We start from the raw sequence: 17,604 nt of genomic DNA, 5'->3' as shown, positions 1-17,604 counted from the left end.
TATGCCAAGAGTCCAGAACACCTTGCTACGCGCGCGTATTACAGCAGCTATCTCATTATAGGGTAACGTTGGGGTCACACTAATCCCTCTTACAAACTACGGTTATGGTTGGTAGTTTAACTGACGGCACTGCGTTGCCCGGTTATAAAATAACCAGACAACGCAGTGCGCAAGAACTGAGATTAACTATGGTAGAGGGATTGGGATATGGCAAGGTTTCAGGAAGGAAAAATTTCAAAAATAAAGATTTACAACTTAATGATTAGTCTCACAGCTAAAAATGATGAATAAAAAAACATTTTATATATGTTTCAACCGAAAAAAGAATAAAAAATAGGCAGAGTAAAAACTCTGCCTATCAAGGGGTAACGCTAAAAAATTTTGTTTTTACAAACTATGAAACTAAAAAAAACAATACTGTTTATTTATCATTAGGCATCGGCGCATAACTCGCCGCCATTTTCGGCAGATTTGAAGAGAAGTATTGCCCCTTCACCGTTTTCCAATCAGGTTTTTCATTGGTATAAATGGCTATCGGTTTATCATCCAGACTAATGCCTTTCGAAATATCCGCTTTTTTCTCAACGTCAAGATTCCAATGTTCGATGGTCACATCGCCCCGGATGCCAGTAACGTTCACCGGTTGTACCTTTGCATGCTTCGGTGGATTCTTCCACATCAAGATGGTGTATTTTTTGTCAGTATTGTTACGGTTCGATTGCAGAACATAAGCTTCAACATCTTTTACCGGGTTAGCCATATACAACAGATGCTTCCCTTTCATGGCGTCAACCGCCATTGCATAGGCCAACAGACGGATTTTCGGCTGCCAGTCGTCATCAAACAAACCAAAATAATACAGTTTATTGTTGATGTAGCGATCCTTAGCCAAGAAGTAATCGACACGCTTCATGTCATAGACATAGAAACCGCGAGCGAATAGTTTGATCAAATCATAAGGATTGGATTGATAACGTCCGGAAGAGTTGGTATCAAGCTGTTCCGTATCTAATAATGGCTTGCCTTTCACACCATATTTCGCCATAACGGAACGCATATACCCCGGTAAATCATCCGCACCAAATACAAAATGGTGCATAGAATACGCATCTGCGTATTTATCAATACCTAACTTAAAGCTTTCATCGATAAAACGCCGGCCGCCACTCAAACCGCCTTTTATTGGTGAGCGCGCATATGTCGCTGCAAAAGCCACCGTTTTAATATCTTGTCCGGACTTTTGTATCTGCTCCTTGAGCATTTTCATCTCTTTGACATACATGCCCGGCGTCGACTTCATCCACCATATGCTTGGCGCATCAACTTCATTACCCAGCTCGGCATATTTAACATTATAACCTTCCAGATGTTTTAACGTCACATTGAGATAATTTCTGTATTTCCCATAATATTTCGGATCCACGCCGGATAACTTATTATGCGCGACCGTGAACTGGGCCGGCGGGTAGCCAAACAGGAATAAATGGCTCATGCCATACTTTTTCGCCATCTTGAGTTGGAAATCCACCTCGGTAAAATTGGTGGGGTTACCGTTTTTATCCGCCACCCGATGCCAGGCTGTTTCGGCACTACGCAAGCTGTTGACGCCAACACGAGACAACAGTTCGTACGCTTTTTCAATTTTTGCCCGATCACCGGTAGATTTTACCGCTGGAATCTCCATTCCATGCAAACCAAAATCAACGCCATCATCCGCAGAGGCCTGCGAAAGTTTACGTTTCATCAACTTATCGTACACATATTTTGATGAATTATCGCTCAAGTCTTCACGCGTTTTTTTCATTTCCGTGTAATACATTGCCGTATCCGGTGCTGCATACACAGAGGCAGACGTTAATGCAATACATAGACAGGACAATCTCAGCACGTTACTTCCGGCAGTGGGGTACAATCTCATATCACCTCTCCAAAAAATTTGTTTACCGTAATCAAAGCACTCCCCCAAAGGTCCATCACGTTGAAAATATCCATATTTCAAATGGCCCCAACAATGAAACCATCATCAGGGCCACTCCGTTTAGCATTTAAGCATAGATAATTCTATTTATTCTGCGCTTGATGAACGCAGCCAGCTTGTAGAGGCGCGGGCAGGTATCCGCCAACGTCACAGCCAGCGATTTGTTCCGTCTTTTCAACTCATTAAACTGTTTTGCGACATCAGCGCTCAGCGTTACCTTGTCATTTTTAATGATGTTAAGAATTGATATAATATTGATGGAAATCCTATCGCCGAGATGTTTGCGGTTTTTGGCATCGCCAGCGTTGGCTTTCAGCTGTTCCAGCGCTTTAATCCCTGCGATATACCCCACTACGTTACGCTCACCGCGGTTGGTTTGCATAATCGAACCGGCACGCACTCTACGTTTGAACAAAATAGCGCGGGAAACGGCAACTTTTCCGGCTTTAAAGAATAAGCGTGGTGTAAATTCTTCATCTTCATGAATAATTGGTTTAAACCAAATATTATTATCCGTGATCAGGCTGGAGCGGAAAACATACATCCAAGCGTTAGGATAGAAAGAGCCGTAGCCGGACATGGTATTGAACGCCGATATAGCATCAGGAAATACCCGGTCCATTTTTCGGTTATAAAACGGCAGCGGTTGTTGCACCGTCGGTGTCGTATCGAAAAACGAGTTAGCCGAGAAACAGAAGATATCCAGATCGGGATGGCTGCGATAGGTATTTAAAAAGGTTTCCAACAGCGTTGGCACCGCAACATCATCCGAATCAAAATAATAGGTGAAGTCCCCGGTAACATGGCGGCTGCCTTCATTACGCGCCTCACCCAACCCATGATTGGTGGTATGGACGATCTTGACAATATCAAGATGTCCATAATGTTCATCCAGCAGCGCTCCGGAACCATCGGTAGATCCATCATCGATAATAATCACTTCATACGGTGCAATGGTTTGCGCCAGAATCGAATCCACCGCCTCCTGAACGTATTGCTTGACGTTATATACCGGTATAACGACGGATATTTTAACCAGATCGTTCGCTATCGTCATAATTTAACCAACTCGCAGCCAGGAACACCTTTGGTCCATGATTCGTAGTAGCCTGAATTTTTACCGTAGGAATTATCAATCAGCTGAGTATTCATCTTCAGCAGGCAGCATAAGATATGGCCGTGCATACGTGAAGTAATCACCGAGTCATGCGACATAAAGCGCTGGTTAACGCGATCCACCAACTTATCGGTATATTGATACCACATATTGTTGGTCGGGAATAAATTTCCTGGAATCTTCCGGTTCAGTTTTTCAAACAGATGCATAAACTTCATAAAACGACGGTCGGCATCGGTACAGATATCGTGCCAATCGACAAAATTATTCGGATCGGCTTCCGCTCCCAGCGCAGACAAATCTGTCTTTTCGATATCGCGGCGAATCATCCACATCGCCTTTTGTTTGATATCACCGCTTTTCTGCTGTGGGAAAACGTTCCACAGCGATTGCGCCATATCCGGGCAGAGGAAGACATTATCGCAAAAATGCTCTTTCAGAATTTCTTCGCTGTTAGTATCACGGCAAAAAATGGTCAGATTTGGATGCTGTTTAAAGATTGCACCGGATTTAAGCAGGTTAGCTTTATCTTTAAAGTGGACGGTTTGTGGTAAAATTACCACCTGATTGTTTTTGTATTTTTTAATAACGGCTTCACGCAATCGCTGGTGAGCCGGGTAAAGGTCACCAAAGTTGCCGCCGCCATGCAATACGATGACAACATGTTCAGGAATTGAATCGGTTTTCTCGACAAAATTCATGCTGGTGTGATCGGAGTGGCGTGTGATGACCTTATAGTTGTTTTCCTTGAAGAACTGCTCTGCACCTTTAAGGATTAACAAATCACCGACGTTCAAATGCAATGGATAGTCTAGATAAATAATTTCGCTACCGCGAGGAACCACCTTCTCAATAACAGACAAATTGTCTTTCAAAACTTGCATTCTTTCCATCTTTAACATTCCACTCTAAATATTTTACGTAATTTTTCGCTTTTGATTAGCTGTAACTTCACCTCATTAATTAGAGGTGCTTTACTGAAATAAATGACTATAGCAAAAGCAAAAAGACCAAACAGTATTTGCGTAAATAAAGTTACAGCCGTTGACACTGTCTCAGGCATAAAATAACCAATACACCAACTTATCACCACCGTTGGAATGGTGAGTTTAAACGGCAACCATAAACTATTAATATATTGGCGATAGCTCTCCCCAAGCACTGGCTTTATCAAAATGAAATAACTCAAATAAGTATTGATAGCCTGCACGGCCAGGAAAGCCAAGGCGACACCAATCGCTCCACCGAGCTTAACACCAAGCATCATACTAGGAATAAAGAGTAATGTTTTAAACACATTAAACTTAAAACTGATATCAACGCGAGCTTTCGCCATCAACAACGAACCAATCGGGTTGCCAATAGAGCGCAGCAGGCCAACTATGCACAGAATTTGCAATATCGGCGTAATAAACTCCCAACGTTCGCCGAAGACAAACAGTACAAAATTATGCGAAACCACCATCAACCCTAACAGCGCAGGGAAATTAATAATCCCGACAAGAGAAAGCAGCTTATAGAATGAGTCCTTGAGTTTTGCACTATCATCCTGAATTTTTGCGAAAGCCGGGAACAATACCCGCGTGATAATCGGGTTCAGTTTAGTTGGCGGCATCACGGCGACGTTATAGGCCAGATTATAGCCACCGGTAACAATCGTCCCCAGACTCCGCGCCAGAATTGCCGTCGACACGTTGGTATTAACAAAGTTTACCAAGCTGTCTGCGGTTAAATAAGCGCCGAATTTGACGTTGGATTTAATCTCAGAAAATGCGAAACGCATGCTGGGACGATAAATTTTTCTCCCGGCATAGGCAAACAACAGGGTTCTGACGGAGGCATTAATCAAATAACCGTATATCGCCACAATGGCAAACGGGTAGAAAGTAGCAAGCACCAGCGTCGCCGCAAACCCCAACAGATAAGAGAACGACTCAATTTTACCGATACTGGCAAAGTTAAGCTCTTTTTGCATCAGGGCGCGGAACTGCTGCCCATGTGGAATCAGCAAAAAGGCGATAGAGATGAGTTGCACCAGCGGCTCCAGGCCTGGCGCATGCAGCGCATTGGCAATCACACCGCTCAAGACAAACGTCGCAGCGCTTACCGTAAAGCCAATCCCCACATTCAGCCAATACAGCGTGGTAAGCTGGGTATTGGTAATATCCTTTTTCTGGACAATTGAGTTAGAGATCCCAAAATCGGAAATGGTATCAGCCAAAGCAATGACGACCATGGCGATGGTTAATAAACCAAACTCGCTGCGGTCAATCATGCGCGACAGCAACGTCATCTGCAAAAAGCTCAGACCGATAATAATTACCGTTGAAATGGCGGACCACTTAGCCCCTCGGACCGTTTTCTCGCGTAGACTCATAGTGATTTTATGACCTGTAAAATTCCCATCTTGAATTTACTCTAAGCATAAATTCAAGGCCGGTTTTCCTTGCGATTATTTCAATAAATAATCTTGGCATAAACAAAAATAGCCTTGTCATGGATATGCAATGGTCATATCACAGCTGAAGCGCTAAGCATAAGCTGCCAAGGTTATCAAACATGATATAAAGAACTGTATTTATTTTTTCTCAAAAAACTTAACCCAGGCAAGCTTGGTCAATGCATACGGCAAAGCCCGCCATTTGTAGCGCAGAGCAACATCGACGTCATTGATAGCTGAATGCCAGCGCGCCCAGTAAGGTACATCCTTACGATCGCCATTCCATCCACGGCAGTGATAAGCCGTAACATCGTTGTAAACAGACACACCCCATCCCTGCCGTTTCAAACGTAGAGACAGTTCAATATCCTCTTTATACATATAGTAGGAGCTTTCAAAGCCAACTTTCCCCTGCTTATCGCGACACTGCAACAGGGCCGGCACGCGCAGCAGCATAAATGCGCCGCATACCGCATCCACCGCCGTCGGCTGTTTATCCAACGCGGTGACCGGCTGATTGGCGTCAATGTCATACCAGCGCCCTACCGGGCTGCAGGCAATGCCGACAGAATCAAAAATAGGTAGTGGTTTTTTCTCATCGATATTAAAACGCACCAAAGGCACGGAAAATAACCCTATTTTATCCTGCTCTTTCGTCGCAGCAAAGGATAAGAGACGATCCAGGTTTTCCCCTTCAATATGCGCATCCGGATTAAGCAATAATACCCAACCGTAAGACTCTGCATCAAACATAGCCTGATTGTTGCCAGCCACAAACCCCACATTGTTAGTTTTCACGATATCCAGCTGATGCTTACTCTTGACTGCGTCCAGATAATCGCTGTTTGTTGAACCTGAATCAATAATTCTAACTACGATGTCATTTTGTGATGACTCTAATCCGTCCAGCACCCACTGAATATGTTTTTGACTATTGTAGGTGACGATCACCACCAAACATTTATGCGACATTTTTACACCTTAAAACTTAGATTATATTTATCAGAGCAAGGATGAAATCATGAGATAGCACCGCGCGGCACTCACTGTCACCCGCACAGAGCAAATCCATTTTCAAATTATTTACTCAGAGACAAACATCTCATGCTCAGGATTATGATTTAATCAATCCAAGATTCAAATTCATCTTATTAAGAAGATATTTTACAATATATTTTGGTGCTATTTTCTTCACCGTCCAGTAGAGGCTTTCAGAAAGTGAGGCGCTTTTGTCACTGGATGCCACAATAAACTTCATAAATTTGGCATCATCACCGACATAGATATTCTGATTTCGCTGCAGCAAATCGTGCAGTGCGCTGCTCAACGGATAGCTCTTGGATACCCGCTGCTCATTTTTTGCATGATCATGGTGCATCAAGTATTTGTATTCAGGGAAACGCTTGAACGGACCGTGGGAGAACGCCAGCCTCAACCAGGTATCCCAATCCTGCAAGCGACGTACCCGCGTATCGAAACCGCCGATATCCTGCAAATTCTTGGTTAATGTGAAGATTTGGTTTGACGCGATATTATCGAAAAGCAACGCGCGGTAGTCCGCAACCAGAGGCTCATCCTGTTTGTAATAAATATTGTGCGAGCCGTCTGAATACACCTCTTTAAAGTTACAACAAAGGAACGAATATCGATCATCCCAGTTTTTCACCAGAAATGAGATACGATCCGGAGTAAACTCATCGTCGTCATCCAGGCCGGCAATAAATTTACCGCTCGCCGAAAAAATGCCAAGGTTCCTGGTGGCGCAGGCGCCCATATTCTTTTCATTACGCAAATAGTGAACGCGTTCGTCTTTCGCACACAATTCCGCCATATAGTCTGCGGTGCCATCAACAGAGGCGTCATCACAGACCAGCACTTCGATATTAGGATAGTCCTGATTTAAGACGGATTGAACCGCTCGTTTCAACCGGTCAACACGATTGCAGGTTGAGATATAAATACTGACCTTAGGCAACGTACTCTGGTCAATAACACCTGATTCAGCAGTCATAGTACCTCTAAATATTCCTAATTCATTCGGACATGGCCTGTTTTATAAAAACAGACGATATTGAGCAGCGCATAAACAAAGCCAACATGCGCAGCCCAACATCCCCCCGGCCATCAGTCCGGCCAGGGTTCGGTCATGCTTATAAAAATATTTTACCCAGACTACTGATTGTTTTTAATATCAATCAATACCTTACGCAATCCTTCTTCCCACGCGGATGATGCGATGCCTGCAGCATTTATTTTACGGCAAGACAGGGTTGAATATTGCGGCCTTTCCGCCGGCGTCGGGTAGTCAGCCGTGGTAATCTCGGCCACCTGCGGCACCTTGCTGAGCAGTTGCAGCTGATGCGCATGCGTAAAGATCGACTTGGCGAAGTCACTCCAGCTCACTTCTTTATCGCCGCAGAAGTGATAAACGCCGCCTTCGGCATTTTGTTTCAGCAGATCGATAATTGCCTGTGCGATATCGCCGGCATAAGTTGGGCAACCACGCTGATCGGCAACAATCCCCAAGCTATCGCGATCTTTCGCCAGACGCAGCATGGTTTTAACGAAATTATTGCCGTATTCGCTGAATACCCAAGCGGTACGGACAATCAATGACGCGGGTAAAACCTCTGTAACGGCGATTTCACCATCCAGCTTGGTTTGTCCATAAACGCCCAACGGGTTGGTCGCATCGGCTTCGCTATAGGCGACGCTGGCTTTACCGTCAAAAACATAGTCGGTTGAGACATGTACCAACCGTGCTCCCGCTTCTTTCGCCGCCAGCGCCAGATTTTTCGGCCCGACAACATTAATCAACGCCGCCAGCTCACGGTCTTGCTCAGCTTTATCTACCGCAGTATAGGCGGCCGCATTGACGATAGCATCTGGCTGAAACTCCGTTACCGCCGCTTTGACCTTTTCCAAATCGGTGATATCAAGCACATCCGCATCCGTTGCCCAAACCTGCCATCCCTCAGGAAGACGATCCTGGAAACAGCTGCCCAGTTGCCCTTTCGCGCCCGTCAGCAATACTTTCATTTTGCCAGCTCCTTGAGCAACTTGCCCACTTTGTCTTTTTCAGACAGCAGCGGATTATCGATTGGCCATTCAATGCCTACCTCTGGATCATTCCACAGCAGGCAACCTTCGTGGCTAGGGTTATAATAATCGGTGCATTTGTACTCAAAATCAGCAATGTCAGACAACACCACAAAGCCATGCGCCAAACCTGGCGGCACCCAAAATTGGGTCTTGTTCTCTTCCGACAGGATCACTCCTTCCCACTGGCCGAATGTCGGCGAGTCAGGACGAATATCGACGGCGACATCAAAGACTTCTCCCCGTACCACGCGCACCAGCTTGCCCTGAGGGTTCACCTTTTGGAAATGTAAACCTCGCAACACGCCCTTGGCAGAACGTGAATGGTTATCCTGCACAAAATCAAGGTCGATATTCAGCATTTCCTGGTAGCGTTTTTTCTCGAAAGTTTCCAGGAAAAAACCGCGCGCGTCGCCAAACACCTTAGGTTGAATAATTTTGACGCCGCTAATTTTGCTATCAGTTACTTGCATGTTATTTCTCCCGGATGATATGTGCGAGATATTGCCCATACAGCGTTTTACTCAGGAGCTTAGCCTCATCGGCTACCTGCTCACGTGACAGCCAGCCCTTGCGGAAAGCAATCTCTTCCAGACACGCCACTTTGAAGCCCTGACGCTTTTCAATGGTGTGGATAAACTGCGACGCCTCGATCAGGCTGTCGTGGGTACCGGTATCCAGCCAGGCAAAACCACGGCCCAGCAGCTCAACGTTCAGCTTGCCCTGATCCAGGTACATCTGGTTCAGCGTGGTGATTTCCAGTTCACCGCGTGAAGAAGGTTTTACCTGCTTCGCCATTTCAACAACGTTTTCGTCATAGAAATAGAGGCCGGTCACCGCCCAGTTGGATTTTGGCACCACCGGTTTTTCTTCCAGCGACAGCGCGCGGAACTGATCGTCAAACTCAACCACGCCAAAACGTTCCGGATCCATAACTTGATAGCCGAATACGGTAGCGCCTTCATTACGCGCCACCACGTTTTCCAGCTTGGCGCCGAAGCTCTGGCCAAAGTAAATGTTGTCGCCCAGAACCAGCGCACAACGATCGCCGTTGATAAACTCTTCGCCAATCAGGAATGCCTGCGCCAGGCCGTCCGGGCTTGGTTGGATTTCATAGCTCAGATTGATGCCGAAACGGCTGCCGTCGCCCAGCAGACGCTGGAAGGAAGGCATATCTTCCGGCGTGGAGATAATCAGGATATCGCGGATCCCAGCCAGCATCAGCACCGAGATCGGGTAATACACCATCGGCTTATCATAGATAGGCAGCAGCTGTTTTGAGACACCGCGAGTGATGGGATATAAACGCGTGCCGGAGCCACCCGCTAAGACAATACCTTTCATATAAAAACTCCTTACTTAAAATTTAACGGGTCAGGCCCAGGCGTTCACCGGCATAAGAACCATCTTTAACGCGACTCCACCAGGCTTCATTCGCCAGATACCATTCCACGGTTTTTTTGATGCCGCTTTCGAAGGTTTCCTGCGGTTTCCAGCCCAACTCACGGTCAATTTTGGACGCATCGATCGCATAACGCATATCGTGACCAGGACGGTCAGCAACGTAGGTGATCAAATCTTCATAAAGGGTGACGTTTGCTGGCTTGTTCGGCACCAGCTCATCCAACAGACGGCAGATAGTTTGCACAACCTCGATATTTTTACGCTCGTTATGCCCGCCGATATTGTAGGTTTCGCCGACTTCACCTTCGGTCACCACTTTGTACAGCGCACGCGCGTGGTCTTCCACATACAGCCAGTCACGAATCTGAGCACCGTTGCCATATACCGGCAGCGGTTTGCCATCCAGCGCGTTCAGAATAATCAGCGGGATCAGTTTTTCCGGGAAGTGATAAGGACCATAGTTATTTGAGCAGTTGGTCACGATAGTCGGCAGGCCATAGGTACGCAACCATGCGCGCACCAGATGGTCGCTGGAGGCTTTTGACGCAGAATACGGGCTGCTTGGCGCATAAGGCGTGGTTTCTGTGAACAGGTCATCGGTACCGTGCAGGTCGCCGTAAACTTCGTCGGTAGAGATGTGGTGGAAGCGGAAAGCCTGCTTCGCATCACTATCCAGCGTATTCCAATACTGGCGTGTCGCTTCCAGCAACGTGTAAGTGCCAACGACGTTAGTTTCAATAAACGCCGCCGGGCCGTCAATTGAGCGGTCTACATGGCTCTCGGCCGCCAGGTGCATAACCGCATCAGGTTTGAACTCGCTAAAGATGCGATCCAGTTCGGCACGGTTGCAGATATCAACGTGCTCAAACTTAAAACGGGCGTTGTCAGCAACCGTTTTCAGTGATTCCAGGTTGCCTGCATAAGTCAGGCTGTCCACAACCAAGATTTCATCCGCGGTGTCGTTAATAATATGGCGGGCCACAGCAGACCCAATAAATCCTGCACCACCGGTAACGATAATTTTCATAATATCCTCAATCTTGAACTATCAACTAATAAGCCGACTTACTGATAAAACCTTTGAAAACGGTCAGAAAAATAATTTTCAAATCCATCCACAAACTCCAGTTCTGGATATAGTAGAGGTCATATTCAACCCTTTTTTCCATTTTCTCCAACACATCCGTTTCACCACGCCATCCATTTATTTGGGCCCAGCCGGTAATTCCCGGTTTCATTTTATGGCGCAGCATATATCCCTTGATCAGTTTACGGTACTGTTCATTGTGTGCTACGGCGTGAGGCCGTGGACCAACAATAGACATATCCCCTTTGATCACATTGAAAAACTGCGGTAACTCATCCAAGGATGTTCTGCGTAGCAGACCGCCAAACGGCGTAATCCGACTATCCCCTTTCTTCGCCTGAATAACCTTATCGCCATTTTCCATTACAGTCATGCTACGGAATTTCCAGACTTTAATTGCGCGCCCGTCAATACCATAACGTAACTGTTTGAACAGCACCGGTCCCGGTGAAGTTATTTTGATAATTAGCGAAATTGTCAGCAGAACTGGTGAAATAAAGAGCAAAATACAGGTTGAAAAGATGATATCTTCAATACGTTTCAACACCATATTCACACCACTCATCGGCGTGTCATATAAAGAAATAACCGGTACGCCATAGATCATTTCACTGCGTGAGTGCAATACATTAAACGTAAAGATATCCGGTATAAGCATCACGGTACAGGTGCTGTCAGCCAACGCAGAAAGAATATAATTAATTTCTTTGGACTGCTCCATCGGCAAAGCGATGTAAACCCTATCAATATTATTCTTGTTCACCTGAGCAATCAAAGCATCAATATCGCCCAAGTGATTCATATCGAGTTTATCGTACCCCTGCACCTTGCCGGTCGTCGAGAAGTAACCAACCAGATTCAGTCCCAGCCATGGCGCATTTTTAATGCTTTCGGCCAAATGTACGCCGGAAGCAAGATCGCCAATCATTACAACCTCACGATTGTTATAACCGACCTTGCGCAGGTGTCCCAGAATCACGCGAATGAGGGTACGGAAAAAGACAAACAGCACTAATGAGAAAAATGACCATAAAGCATAAAACTTGATGGAGATATTAATTTCATTAATAAAGGCAATGATACCTGCGGTGAAAATTACGCTAAGCAGCCAGTTTCTTAATAAGAACTGCAATTCCAGGCGAAAGCTTACCCCACGCCATGAGCGATAAAAATCGGTCATTCCACCGATCATCTGGAACAGTACAAGACAAATTAAAGCAACAATGCCATGAACAAGACCTATTTGTTGGTGACTGATATACCCAACCAGTATCATGCCAAGCAGCATGCTGAATATATCGGAAAACCGCTGTAGCATTGAGATAATGGAAGCGTTGGAGTGAGTCATGCTTCTACTTGATTCATTCATTATGTATCTCTTTCCCCATTAATCTACCAAGCCGATATGAATCCATGCTGGTTTACATTTATTATTTCCAGAATCGGCTATGCATACTTAACTTTGGTAGCCATTTCCGTGGAATTTTGGAGTACTTCATCCCCAACTTATACCCCACGATCTTCAGGAAATTGTGTACACAAGCTCTCGGTATCCATAACGGATGATTTTTTAGTAAGAAAGATAACTCTGATTTAATAAAACGCATCCCTTCACCGCCAGCCCCGCCAAACTTGTCCCTGATCCAGGATTCGTCATAATGAAACACGCCAATATCAAAGTACCTTTTAAACTCTTCAATCGGAGTATAATTATGGGAATGACGGACTTCCGCCCCGGCGCAATAGCCCACTTTATAGCCGGCCATCACTGCCTTCGCCGCAAAATACATATCCTCAGAAAGAATTGTATTCGAAGGAAAGCCACCTAACTCCTTAAAAATTGAAGTGCGGTATGCTGCAAAAGAGTTAGAGGTGAAAACGGTCTTTATGCCCAACTTTTCTTTATCTTTAAATTCGCAGGTATAACCTTCCGCACCATAGTTAAACATCCTGGCATGCTTAGCCAAAGGATTAGCATCTTTGTGAGGAAGCTGTCGTCCGTAGGCACAAGCAACCTTAGGATCGTTGAATACTTGCGTGATTTCATCCAAGAAGCCCTGCTGCGGAATAGCGTCTTGGGTAAGAAAAATTATAACATCGGCACGATCAATATTATTTTCAACCGCTTGATTCCTAGTCCCACCATGGTTGAAATCTTTAGAATCAATAGAGAGTGTTTCAAAACCATGTTGCTCTGCGATAGCCAGCGTGTCATCCTTACTACCTGAATCTACCACATAAACCATAGCCTTGTTTAGATTGAATTCCGATATTCCGTCAGCGGATTCCTGCCACACCTTCCCCCCATTATATGTGGGAATGGCAATTAGATATTTCATCGTGTTCACCCGATCTTTATTATATTGCAGTACATGACATGCAATGCGCCCTATAAAATAGAGACGACAAATCTTGGATAGTAAATTTAATTTCTTGGAGTAACAGCTGGCTATATTTATATAGCCAGCTTTATATCGGAGAGGATTATTTTTCAGAATCGTAGTTATAACTATAGTTATCGTAACCATAGCTATAGTAATTCGACAGTTTGCGCACCACGGCGTTCAGAATGACGCCTTTAATCTCAATGCCGTTCTGTTCAAAGCGACGAATACTGACTTCAACTTCTTTCGGACTGTTCAACTCAAAACGGGCTACCAACAGCGATGTGCCGGCATGCTTACCGATAATAGCCGCATCGGTAACCGCCAGAATCGGCGGCGTATCCACCAGAACCAGATCGTAATTCTCTGACGCCCATTTCAGAACTTCTTCGAAACGACGGTGCATCAGCAATTCTGAAGGGTTTGGCGGGATTTGGCCGCGCGAAATAAAGTCGAATACGTTAGATTGAGTATGCTGCACGCTCTCATTAATCGACAGCTTACCCGCCAACACATTGGACAGACCTTTTTTACCATCGGCACCAATCAGCTCATGCACATAACCTTTACGCATATCGCTATCGATTAACAACACACGCTGACCGGTTTGCGCCACAACGGCCGCCAAGTTGGCGCTGATAAAGGTTTTACCGATGCCAGGGCTGGCGCCGGAAATCATCAACACGTTATTTTTGGCTTCCATCATCGCAAAGTGCAAGCTGGTACGCAGGCTGCGAATAGCCTCAATCGCCAGGTCAGCCGGGTTACCGAAGGCCAGCAGCGAATCAGCATCAGCATTCTGTTTCCGGCCTTTGATTTTAGAAATCAGCTCCATATCACGTTTCCGCTGCCATTCGGAAAGCGGAACGCTCGCATAAACATTAATGCCCAGTTCTTCCAGCTGTTCAGGGCTTTCAATACCGCGATGCAGGTAACTACGCGCCAGAACATAACCACAGGACACCATGCCGCCCAGGACCAGACTCAACAGCATAATAATCGCTTTACGCGGCTGTACCGGGCTGTCGCCGGTCATTGCCCGGTCCACAATACGTACGTTACCGATGGTGCTGGCTTTAGAAATGTTCAGCTCTTGCTCACGGTTAAGCAGTTGCATATACACTTCTTTACCGGAGTCAACATCACGGCTTAAACGCACCACTTCCTGCTGCGTTTCAGGCATCGCATTTACCCGTTTGTTTAAACGATCGCGCTCTTCCTCCAGCGTTTTTCGCTTCTCAAGCAGGGAACGGTAAGCCGGGTGTTCTTTGGTATACAGCTTGGAAATATCAGCTTCTTTAAAGGTCAGTTCATTCAACTGCCCTTCTACCGCGACAATACTATCGAGGATAGACTTCGCTTCCATCGTCAGGTCGACAGAATCTTTCTGCTGACGATAGTGGCTCAATTTATCTTCAGCGCTATCCAGAGAAGCACGCACCTTAGGCAGCTGCATACGCAGGAAGACCAGGCTTTTCGCATCTTCTTCAGATTTGCGCTCAATATTTTGCTCAAGATAGTTGCGCGTGATGCTATGGAGAATCTTTTGAATCATTACCGGGTTATCGCCGGTCAAAGTCAGACCCAATACGCCGGTATCTTTACCCTGGTCGACCACTTCGTACTGATCGGCCAACTGATTGATGGCAGATAAATACGTTCTGGAGGTGATCGTAAAGGTCGTCCCCGGTTCGGCGACAATATCACTGACCAGGATAGAGACGCCTTTCTGCTGCGCAAACACGCCGACTTTACCTTTGAACAACTCGTCGCCATCTCTGCTGATGGTATAGTCCGTTGCGCTGTCAACGGTCAGCTTTAGCGACGGTGAATCCCAGCTTTTCGGCAGACTAAACTTGGACACCGACAGTTGACCGGGTTCTTTGTGCATCAAACGTGCAAAACCACGACCAAGAACCGGGAAGTAATCCTGTTGAATATCCGTGGTCAGATTGAGATCTTCAACGGTTTTTCCCAGAATCATTCGCGACTTCAGCAACTCGATTTCCGGCGCCGACTGCGGCTGGCCGGAGGGCAACATCTGGTTGATGTTGCTTAACAGCTTATTACCAACATTTTGCTCAACCTGAACAATCGCGTTAGCGCTGTATATCGGCGTCGCAAACAGGCAATAGATGATGCCGAAGGTCAGGAAGATGGCGGTAATACCAATAATCAACCAACGATTGTCAATCAGCTCGCCAACCAAACGTCCAATATCCAGCTCATCCGAACTATCGTTTTGAGACACATTAACTCTATTCTTATCTGCCATTGGTAATCCTGATTGACTTAGCGGCTTAAAGCATGAGCCCATTTTTGGGCTGATTTATCAAGAAGCTCATACACAAACTCGAAGGCTTCGCGAGATTGCCTATAGGGATCGGCGATTTCTCGCTGTCCAATCCAGTGCCCATAAAGCATGGTCTTCCCCCTGACCTCAGGCGCCAAACGGCAAACGGAATCAATATGTTCCTTTTCCATCACCAGAATCAGGTCGTACTCACGGCACATCTTTGAAGTGAGCTGCCGAGCCTGATGGCCATCAAGTGAAGTTCCTCGCTGCAGCGCAACATCCGCTGCGGTGGCGTCAGCCGGCTTATCTACCAGCGCGCCTAAACCGGCGGACGCTATTGTTTTATTCGGCAGTAGATTTTTCAATAACCGCTCCCCGGTTGGGGAGCGACAGATATTGCCGACACAAACGACCAATATCGAATTAAACATAAACGTTACCTATCTACACGCTACGGCCAATTACGCACGCGCAATGTCCCTTCGGTGAGGTTGTTGAAACCAGTGATCGTCGGCACCAGCTGACTGATGACTCGGTTCCAACGGACGATAGGAGCGGTCGTGACATAAACGATATCGTAAGGCTGCAGATGGAATTCAGTGCCCATCACCATCGCCGCCGCATCAGAGGCATTGAGCTGATAGATATTTGCCAGTTTGCTGCCTTCGCTACCATGCAATGGACGGATAACGAAGATGCCAGTAGCATCAGAGAAGGTTTGATCCATCCCTTCCGCATTACCCAAAGCCTCGGTCAGCGTCATGCCGCTGCGATCCATCTTCAGGGTGGTCTGTTTTTTCACTTCGCCCATTACGAACACTTTCAGATCGTCATTGCGCGGTATATAGAGGATGTCACCTGGATAAAGCAGATGGTTTTGCGTCAGATCGCCTTTTTGCATCAGCGCCTGCAGTGAAATACGCTTTTCCTTGCCATTATGCGTCAGGATCACGTTGCGCCAGTCGGCATTTTCTGACAAACCACCCGCAGCGTTGATCGCATCCATAACGGTCAGCGGCACGTTGGTGATCGCCTGCTGACCGGACTTGGAGACTTCACCGGTTACATAGGCTTTTTGCGAACGGAAAGCAGCAACGCTGACGTCAACCTGTGGGCTTTCAATATATTGAGCCAGGCGGTTGGTGATATCAGTACGCACCTGCTGCAAGGTTTTACCGACCACTTTCACTTTGCCGATATAAGGATAGAAGATGGAGCCGTCAGAGTTTACCCAGTTGCCGGTATCGCTGGCGCTACGGTATTGACCCGCTGGCGTGGTCAATTCCGGGTGATCCCAAACGGTCACCATTAACACATCGCCAATACCAATCCGGTACTCGTAGTTCTGCAACTCACGTTCCAGCGATTTGTTCGGCTGTGCCACAACGCTCTGCGGCCGCATTTTATCAACCAGGCGCGGCGTTAACGGATAGATATTAACCAGTTTATCAAGGTCGTAATCGCTATCCTGCTGCTTAACAACATCTTTTCCGCTGGTAGAAAGGTGGGATCCGGGGAAAACCGTACAGCCGCTAATCACACTGATCGATACCAAAAGAGGTATCAGTTTCCATTGTTTTTTTGCCATCGAGTTATCATCACTTTCAAAGTAAACATGTTTGCTGTGCCAAGTCCCCTGCCAACCATGGCGCCATTACGGCACTTAGCAAAAATTAAGAATTTGTCAAAATTCCACTCATGCATTACCAACAATGCATTACGTTGAGCGTTTGTTGAAACCGAACTTGCTATTATCACTGTCATTCAGCGCGGTGGTTATGTGCTGGCCGAAACGGTTC

The 17,604-nt window shown here is 46.3% G+C and carries 15 protein-coding genes; all 15 read right to left on the bottom strand.

Going from position 1 to position 17,604, the window contains the following annotated elements:
- Positions 1–421: 421 nt before the first annotated feature.
- A complete protein-coding gene (locus TAN611_RS07965) occupies positions 422–1,819 on the bottom strand; it encodes a hypothetical protein (protein WP_238404523.1) in 1,398 nt (465 codons plus the stop codon).
- 226 nt (positions 1,820–2,045) lie between these two features.
- A complete protein-coding gene (locus TAN611_RS07960) occupies positions 2,046–3,035 on the bottom strand; it encodes a glycosyltransferase (RefSeq protein WP_203067495.1) in 990 nt (329 codons plus the stop codon).
- The gene (locus TAN611_RS07955) at positions 3,032–3,988 is read right to left on the bottom strand and encodes a polysaccharide pyruvyl transferase family protein (RefSeq protein ID WP_203067494.1); all 957 of its coding nucleotides are present in this window, start codon (positions 3,986–3,988) and stop codon (positions 3,032–3,034) included. The genes TAN611_RS07960 and TAN611_RS07955 overlap by 4 nt, the downstream gene beginning before the upstream one ends.
- Before the next feature lie 2 nt (positions 3,989–3,990).
- The gene (locus TAN611_RS07950) at positions 3,991–5,472 is read right to left on the bottom strand and encodes an MOP flippase family protein (RefSeq protein WP_203067493.1); all 1,482 of its coding nucleotides are present in this window, start codon (positions 5,470–5,472) and stop codon (positions 3,991–3,993) included.
- A 201-nt stretch (positions 5,473–5,673) separates the two neighbouring features.
- On the bottom strand, positions 5,674–6,507 hold the full coding sequence (locus TAN611_RS07945; RefSeq protein WP_203067492.1) for a glycosyltransferase: 834 nt from the start codon (positions 6,505–6,507) through the stop codon (positions 5,674–5,676).
- A 142-nt stretch (positions 6,508–6,649) separates the two neighbouring features.
- Positions 6,650–7,546 carry a glycosyltransferase gene (locus TAN611_RS07940; protein WP_203067491.1) on the bottom strand — a complete coding sequence of 299 codons (897 nt, stop codon included), beginning with the start codon at positions 7,544–7,546 and terminating at the stop codon, positions 6,650–6,652.
- Positions 7,547–7,707: 161 nt separating this feature from the next.
- On the bottom strand, positions 7,708–8,574 hold the full coding sequence (rfbD, locus tag TAN611_RS07935; RefSeq protein WP_203067490.1) for a dTDP-4-dehydrorhamnose reductase: 867 nt from the start codon (positions 8,572–8,574) through the stop codon (positions 7,708–7,710).
- The gene (gene rfbC, locus TAN611_RS07930) at positions 8,571–9,107 is read right to left on the bottom strand and encodes a dTDP-4-dehydrorhamnose 3,5-epimerase (RefSeq protein WP_203067489.1); all 537 of its coding nucleotides are present in this window, start codon (positions 9,105–9,107) and stop codon (positions 8,571–8,573) included. Before rfbC ends, rfbD begins: the two co-directional genes overlap by 4 nt.
- Position 9,108: 1 nt before the next feature.
- Positions 9,109–9,978: a glucose-1-phosphate thymidylyltransferase RfbA gene (gene rfbA, locus TAN611_RS07925; RefSeq protein WP_203067488.1), complete on the bottom strand. Its 870-nt coding sequence runs from the start codon at positions 9,976–9,978 to the stop codon at positions 9,109–9,111.
- A gap of 22 nt (positions 9,979–10,000) precedes the next feature.
- On the bottom strand, positions 10,001–11,068 hold the full coding sequence (gene rffG / locus TAN611_RS07920) for a dTDP-glucose 4,6-dehydratase (protein ID WP_203067765.1): 1,068 nt from the start codon (positions 11,066–11,068) through the stop codon (positions 10,001–10,003).
- A gap of 22 nt (positions 11,069–11,090) precedes the next feature.
- Positions 11,091–12,494 carry an undecaprenyl-phosphate glucose phosphotransferase gene (wcaJ, locus tag TAN611_RS07915; RefSeq protein ID WP_203067487.1) on the bottom strand — a complete coding sequence of 468 codons (1,404 nt, stop codon included), beginning with the start codon at positions 12,492–12,494 and terminating at the stop codon, positions 11,091–11,093.
- 61 nt (positions 12,495–12,555) lie between these two features.
- A complete protein-coding gene (locus TAN611_RS07910) occupies positions 12,556–13,464 on the bottom strand; it encodes a glycosyltransferase family 2 protein (protein ID WP_203067486.1) in 909 nt (302 codons plus the stop codon).
- A 145-nt stretch (positions 13,465–13,609) separates the two neighbouring features.
- Positions 13,610–15,784, bottom strand: a complete 2,175-nt coding sequence (wzc, locus tag TAN611_RS07905; RefSeq protein ID WP_203067485.1) for a tyrosine-protein kinase Wzc — start codon at positions 15,782–15,784, stop codon at positions 13,610–13,612.
- 17 nt (positions 15,785–15,801) lie between these two features.
- Entirely contained in the window at positions 15,802–16,236 is a 435-nt protein-coding gene (locus TAN611_RS07900; RefSeq protein ID WP_061324536.1) for a protein tyrosine phosphatase, read from the bottom strand.
- A 20-nt stretch (positions 16,237–16,256) separates the two neighbouring features.
- On the bottom strand, positions 16,257–17,393 hold the full coding sequence (locus TAN611_RS07895; protein WP_203067484.1) for a polysaccharide export protein: 1,137 nt from the start codon (positions 17,391–17,393) through the stop codon (positions 16,257–16,259).
- Between the last annotated feature and the right edge of the window lie 211 nt (positions 17,394–17,604).

The sequence above is a fragment of the Serratia sp. Tan611 genome (assembly GCF_905188235.1).
Lineage (GTDB): Bacteria > Pseudomonadota > Gammaproteobacteria > Enterobacterales > Enterobacteriaceae > Serratia_B > Serratia_B rhizosphaerae.
Note: the sequence above shows the minus strand (reverse complement) of the source record. Positions and strands in the feature narration are given on the sequence as shown.

Excerpts from the sequence above, each read along its gene's own strand:
- TAN611_RS07965 (WP_238404523.1), bottom strand. The coding sequence starts at position 1,819 with ATGTATTACACGGAAATGAAAAAAACGCGTGAAGACTTGAGCGATAAT.
- TAN611_RS07960 (WP_203067495.1), bottom strand. The coding sequence starts at position 3,035 with ATGACGATAGCGAACGATCTGGTTAAAATATCCGTCGTTATACCGGTA.
- TAN611_RS07955 (WP_203067494.1), bottom strand. The coding sequence starts at position 3,988 with ATGGAAAGAATGCAAGTTTTGAAAGACAATTTGTCTGTTATTGAGAAG.
- TAN611_RS07950 (WP_203067493.1), bottom strand. The coding sequence starts at position 5,472 with ATGAGTCTACGCGAGAAAACGGTCCGAGGGGCTAAGTGGTCCGCCATT.
- TAN611_RS07945 (WP_203067492.1), bottom strand. The coding sequence starts at position 6,507 with ATGTCGCATAAATGTTTGGTGGTGATCGTCACCTACAATAGTCAAAAA.
- TAN611_RS07940 (WP_203067491.1), bottom strand. The coding sequence starts at position 7,546 with ATGACTGCTGAATCAGGTGTTATTGACCAGAGTACGTTGCCTAAGGTC.
- rfbD (WP_203067490.1), bottom strand. The coding sequence starts at position 8,574 with ATGAAAGTATTGCTGACGGGCGCGAAAGGGCAACTGGGCAGCTGTTTC.
- rfbC (WP_203067489.1), bottom strand. The coding sequence starts at position 9,107 with ATGCAAGTAACTGATAGCAAAATTAGCGGCGTCAAAATTATTCAACCT.
- rfbA (WP_203067488.1), bottom strand. The coding sequence starts at position 9,978 with ATGAAAGGTATTGTCTTAGCGGGTGGCTCCGGCACGCGTTTATATCCC.
- wcaJ (WP_203067487.1), bottom strand. The coding sequence starts at position 12,494 with ATGAATGAATCAAGTAGAAGCATGACTCACTCCAACGCTTCCATTATC.
- TAN611_RS07910 (WP_203067486.1), bottom strand. The coding sequence starts at position 13,464 with ATGAAATATCTAATTGCCATTCCCACATATAATGGGGGGAAGGTGTGG.
- wzc (WP_203067485.1), bottom strand. The coding sequence starts at position 15,784 with ATGGCAGATAAGAATAGAGTTAATGTGTCTCAAAACGATAGTTCGGAT.
- TAN611_RS07900 (WP_061324536.1), bottom strand. The coding sequence starts at position 16,236 with ATGTTTAATTCGATATTGGTCGTTTGTGTCGGCAATATCTGTCGCTCC.
- TAN611_RS07895 (WP_203067484.1), bottom strand. The coding sequence starts at position 17,393 with ATGGCAAAAAAACAATGGAAACTGATACCTCTTTTGGTATCGATCAGT.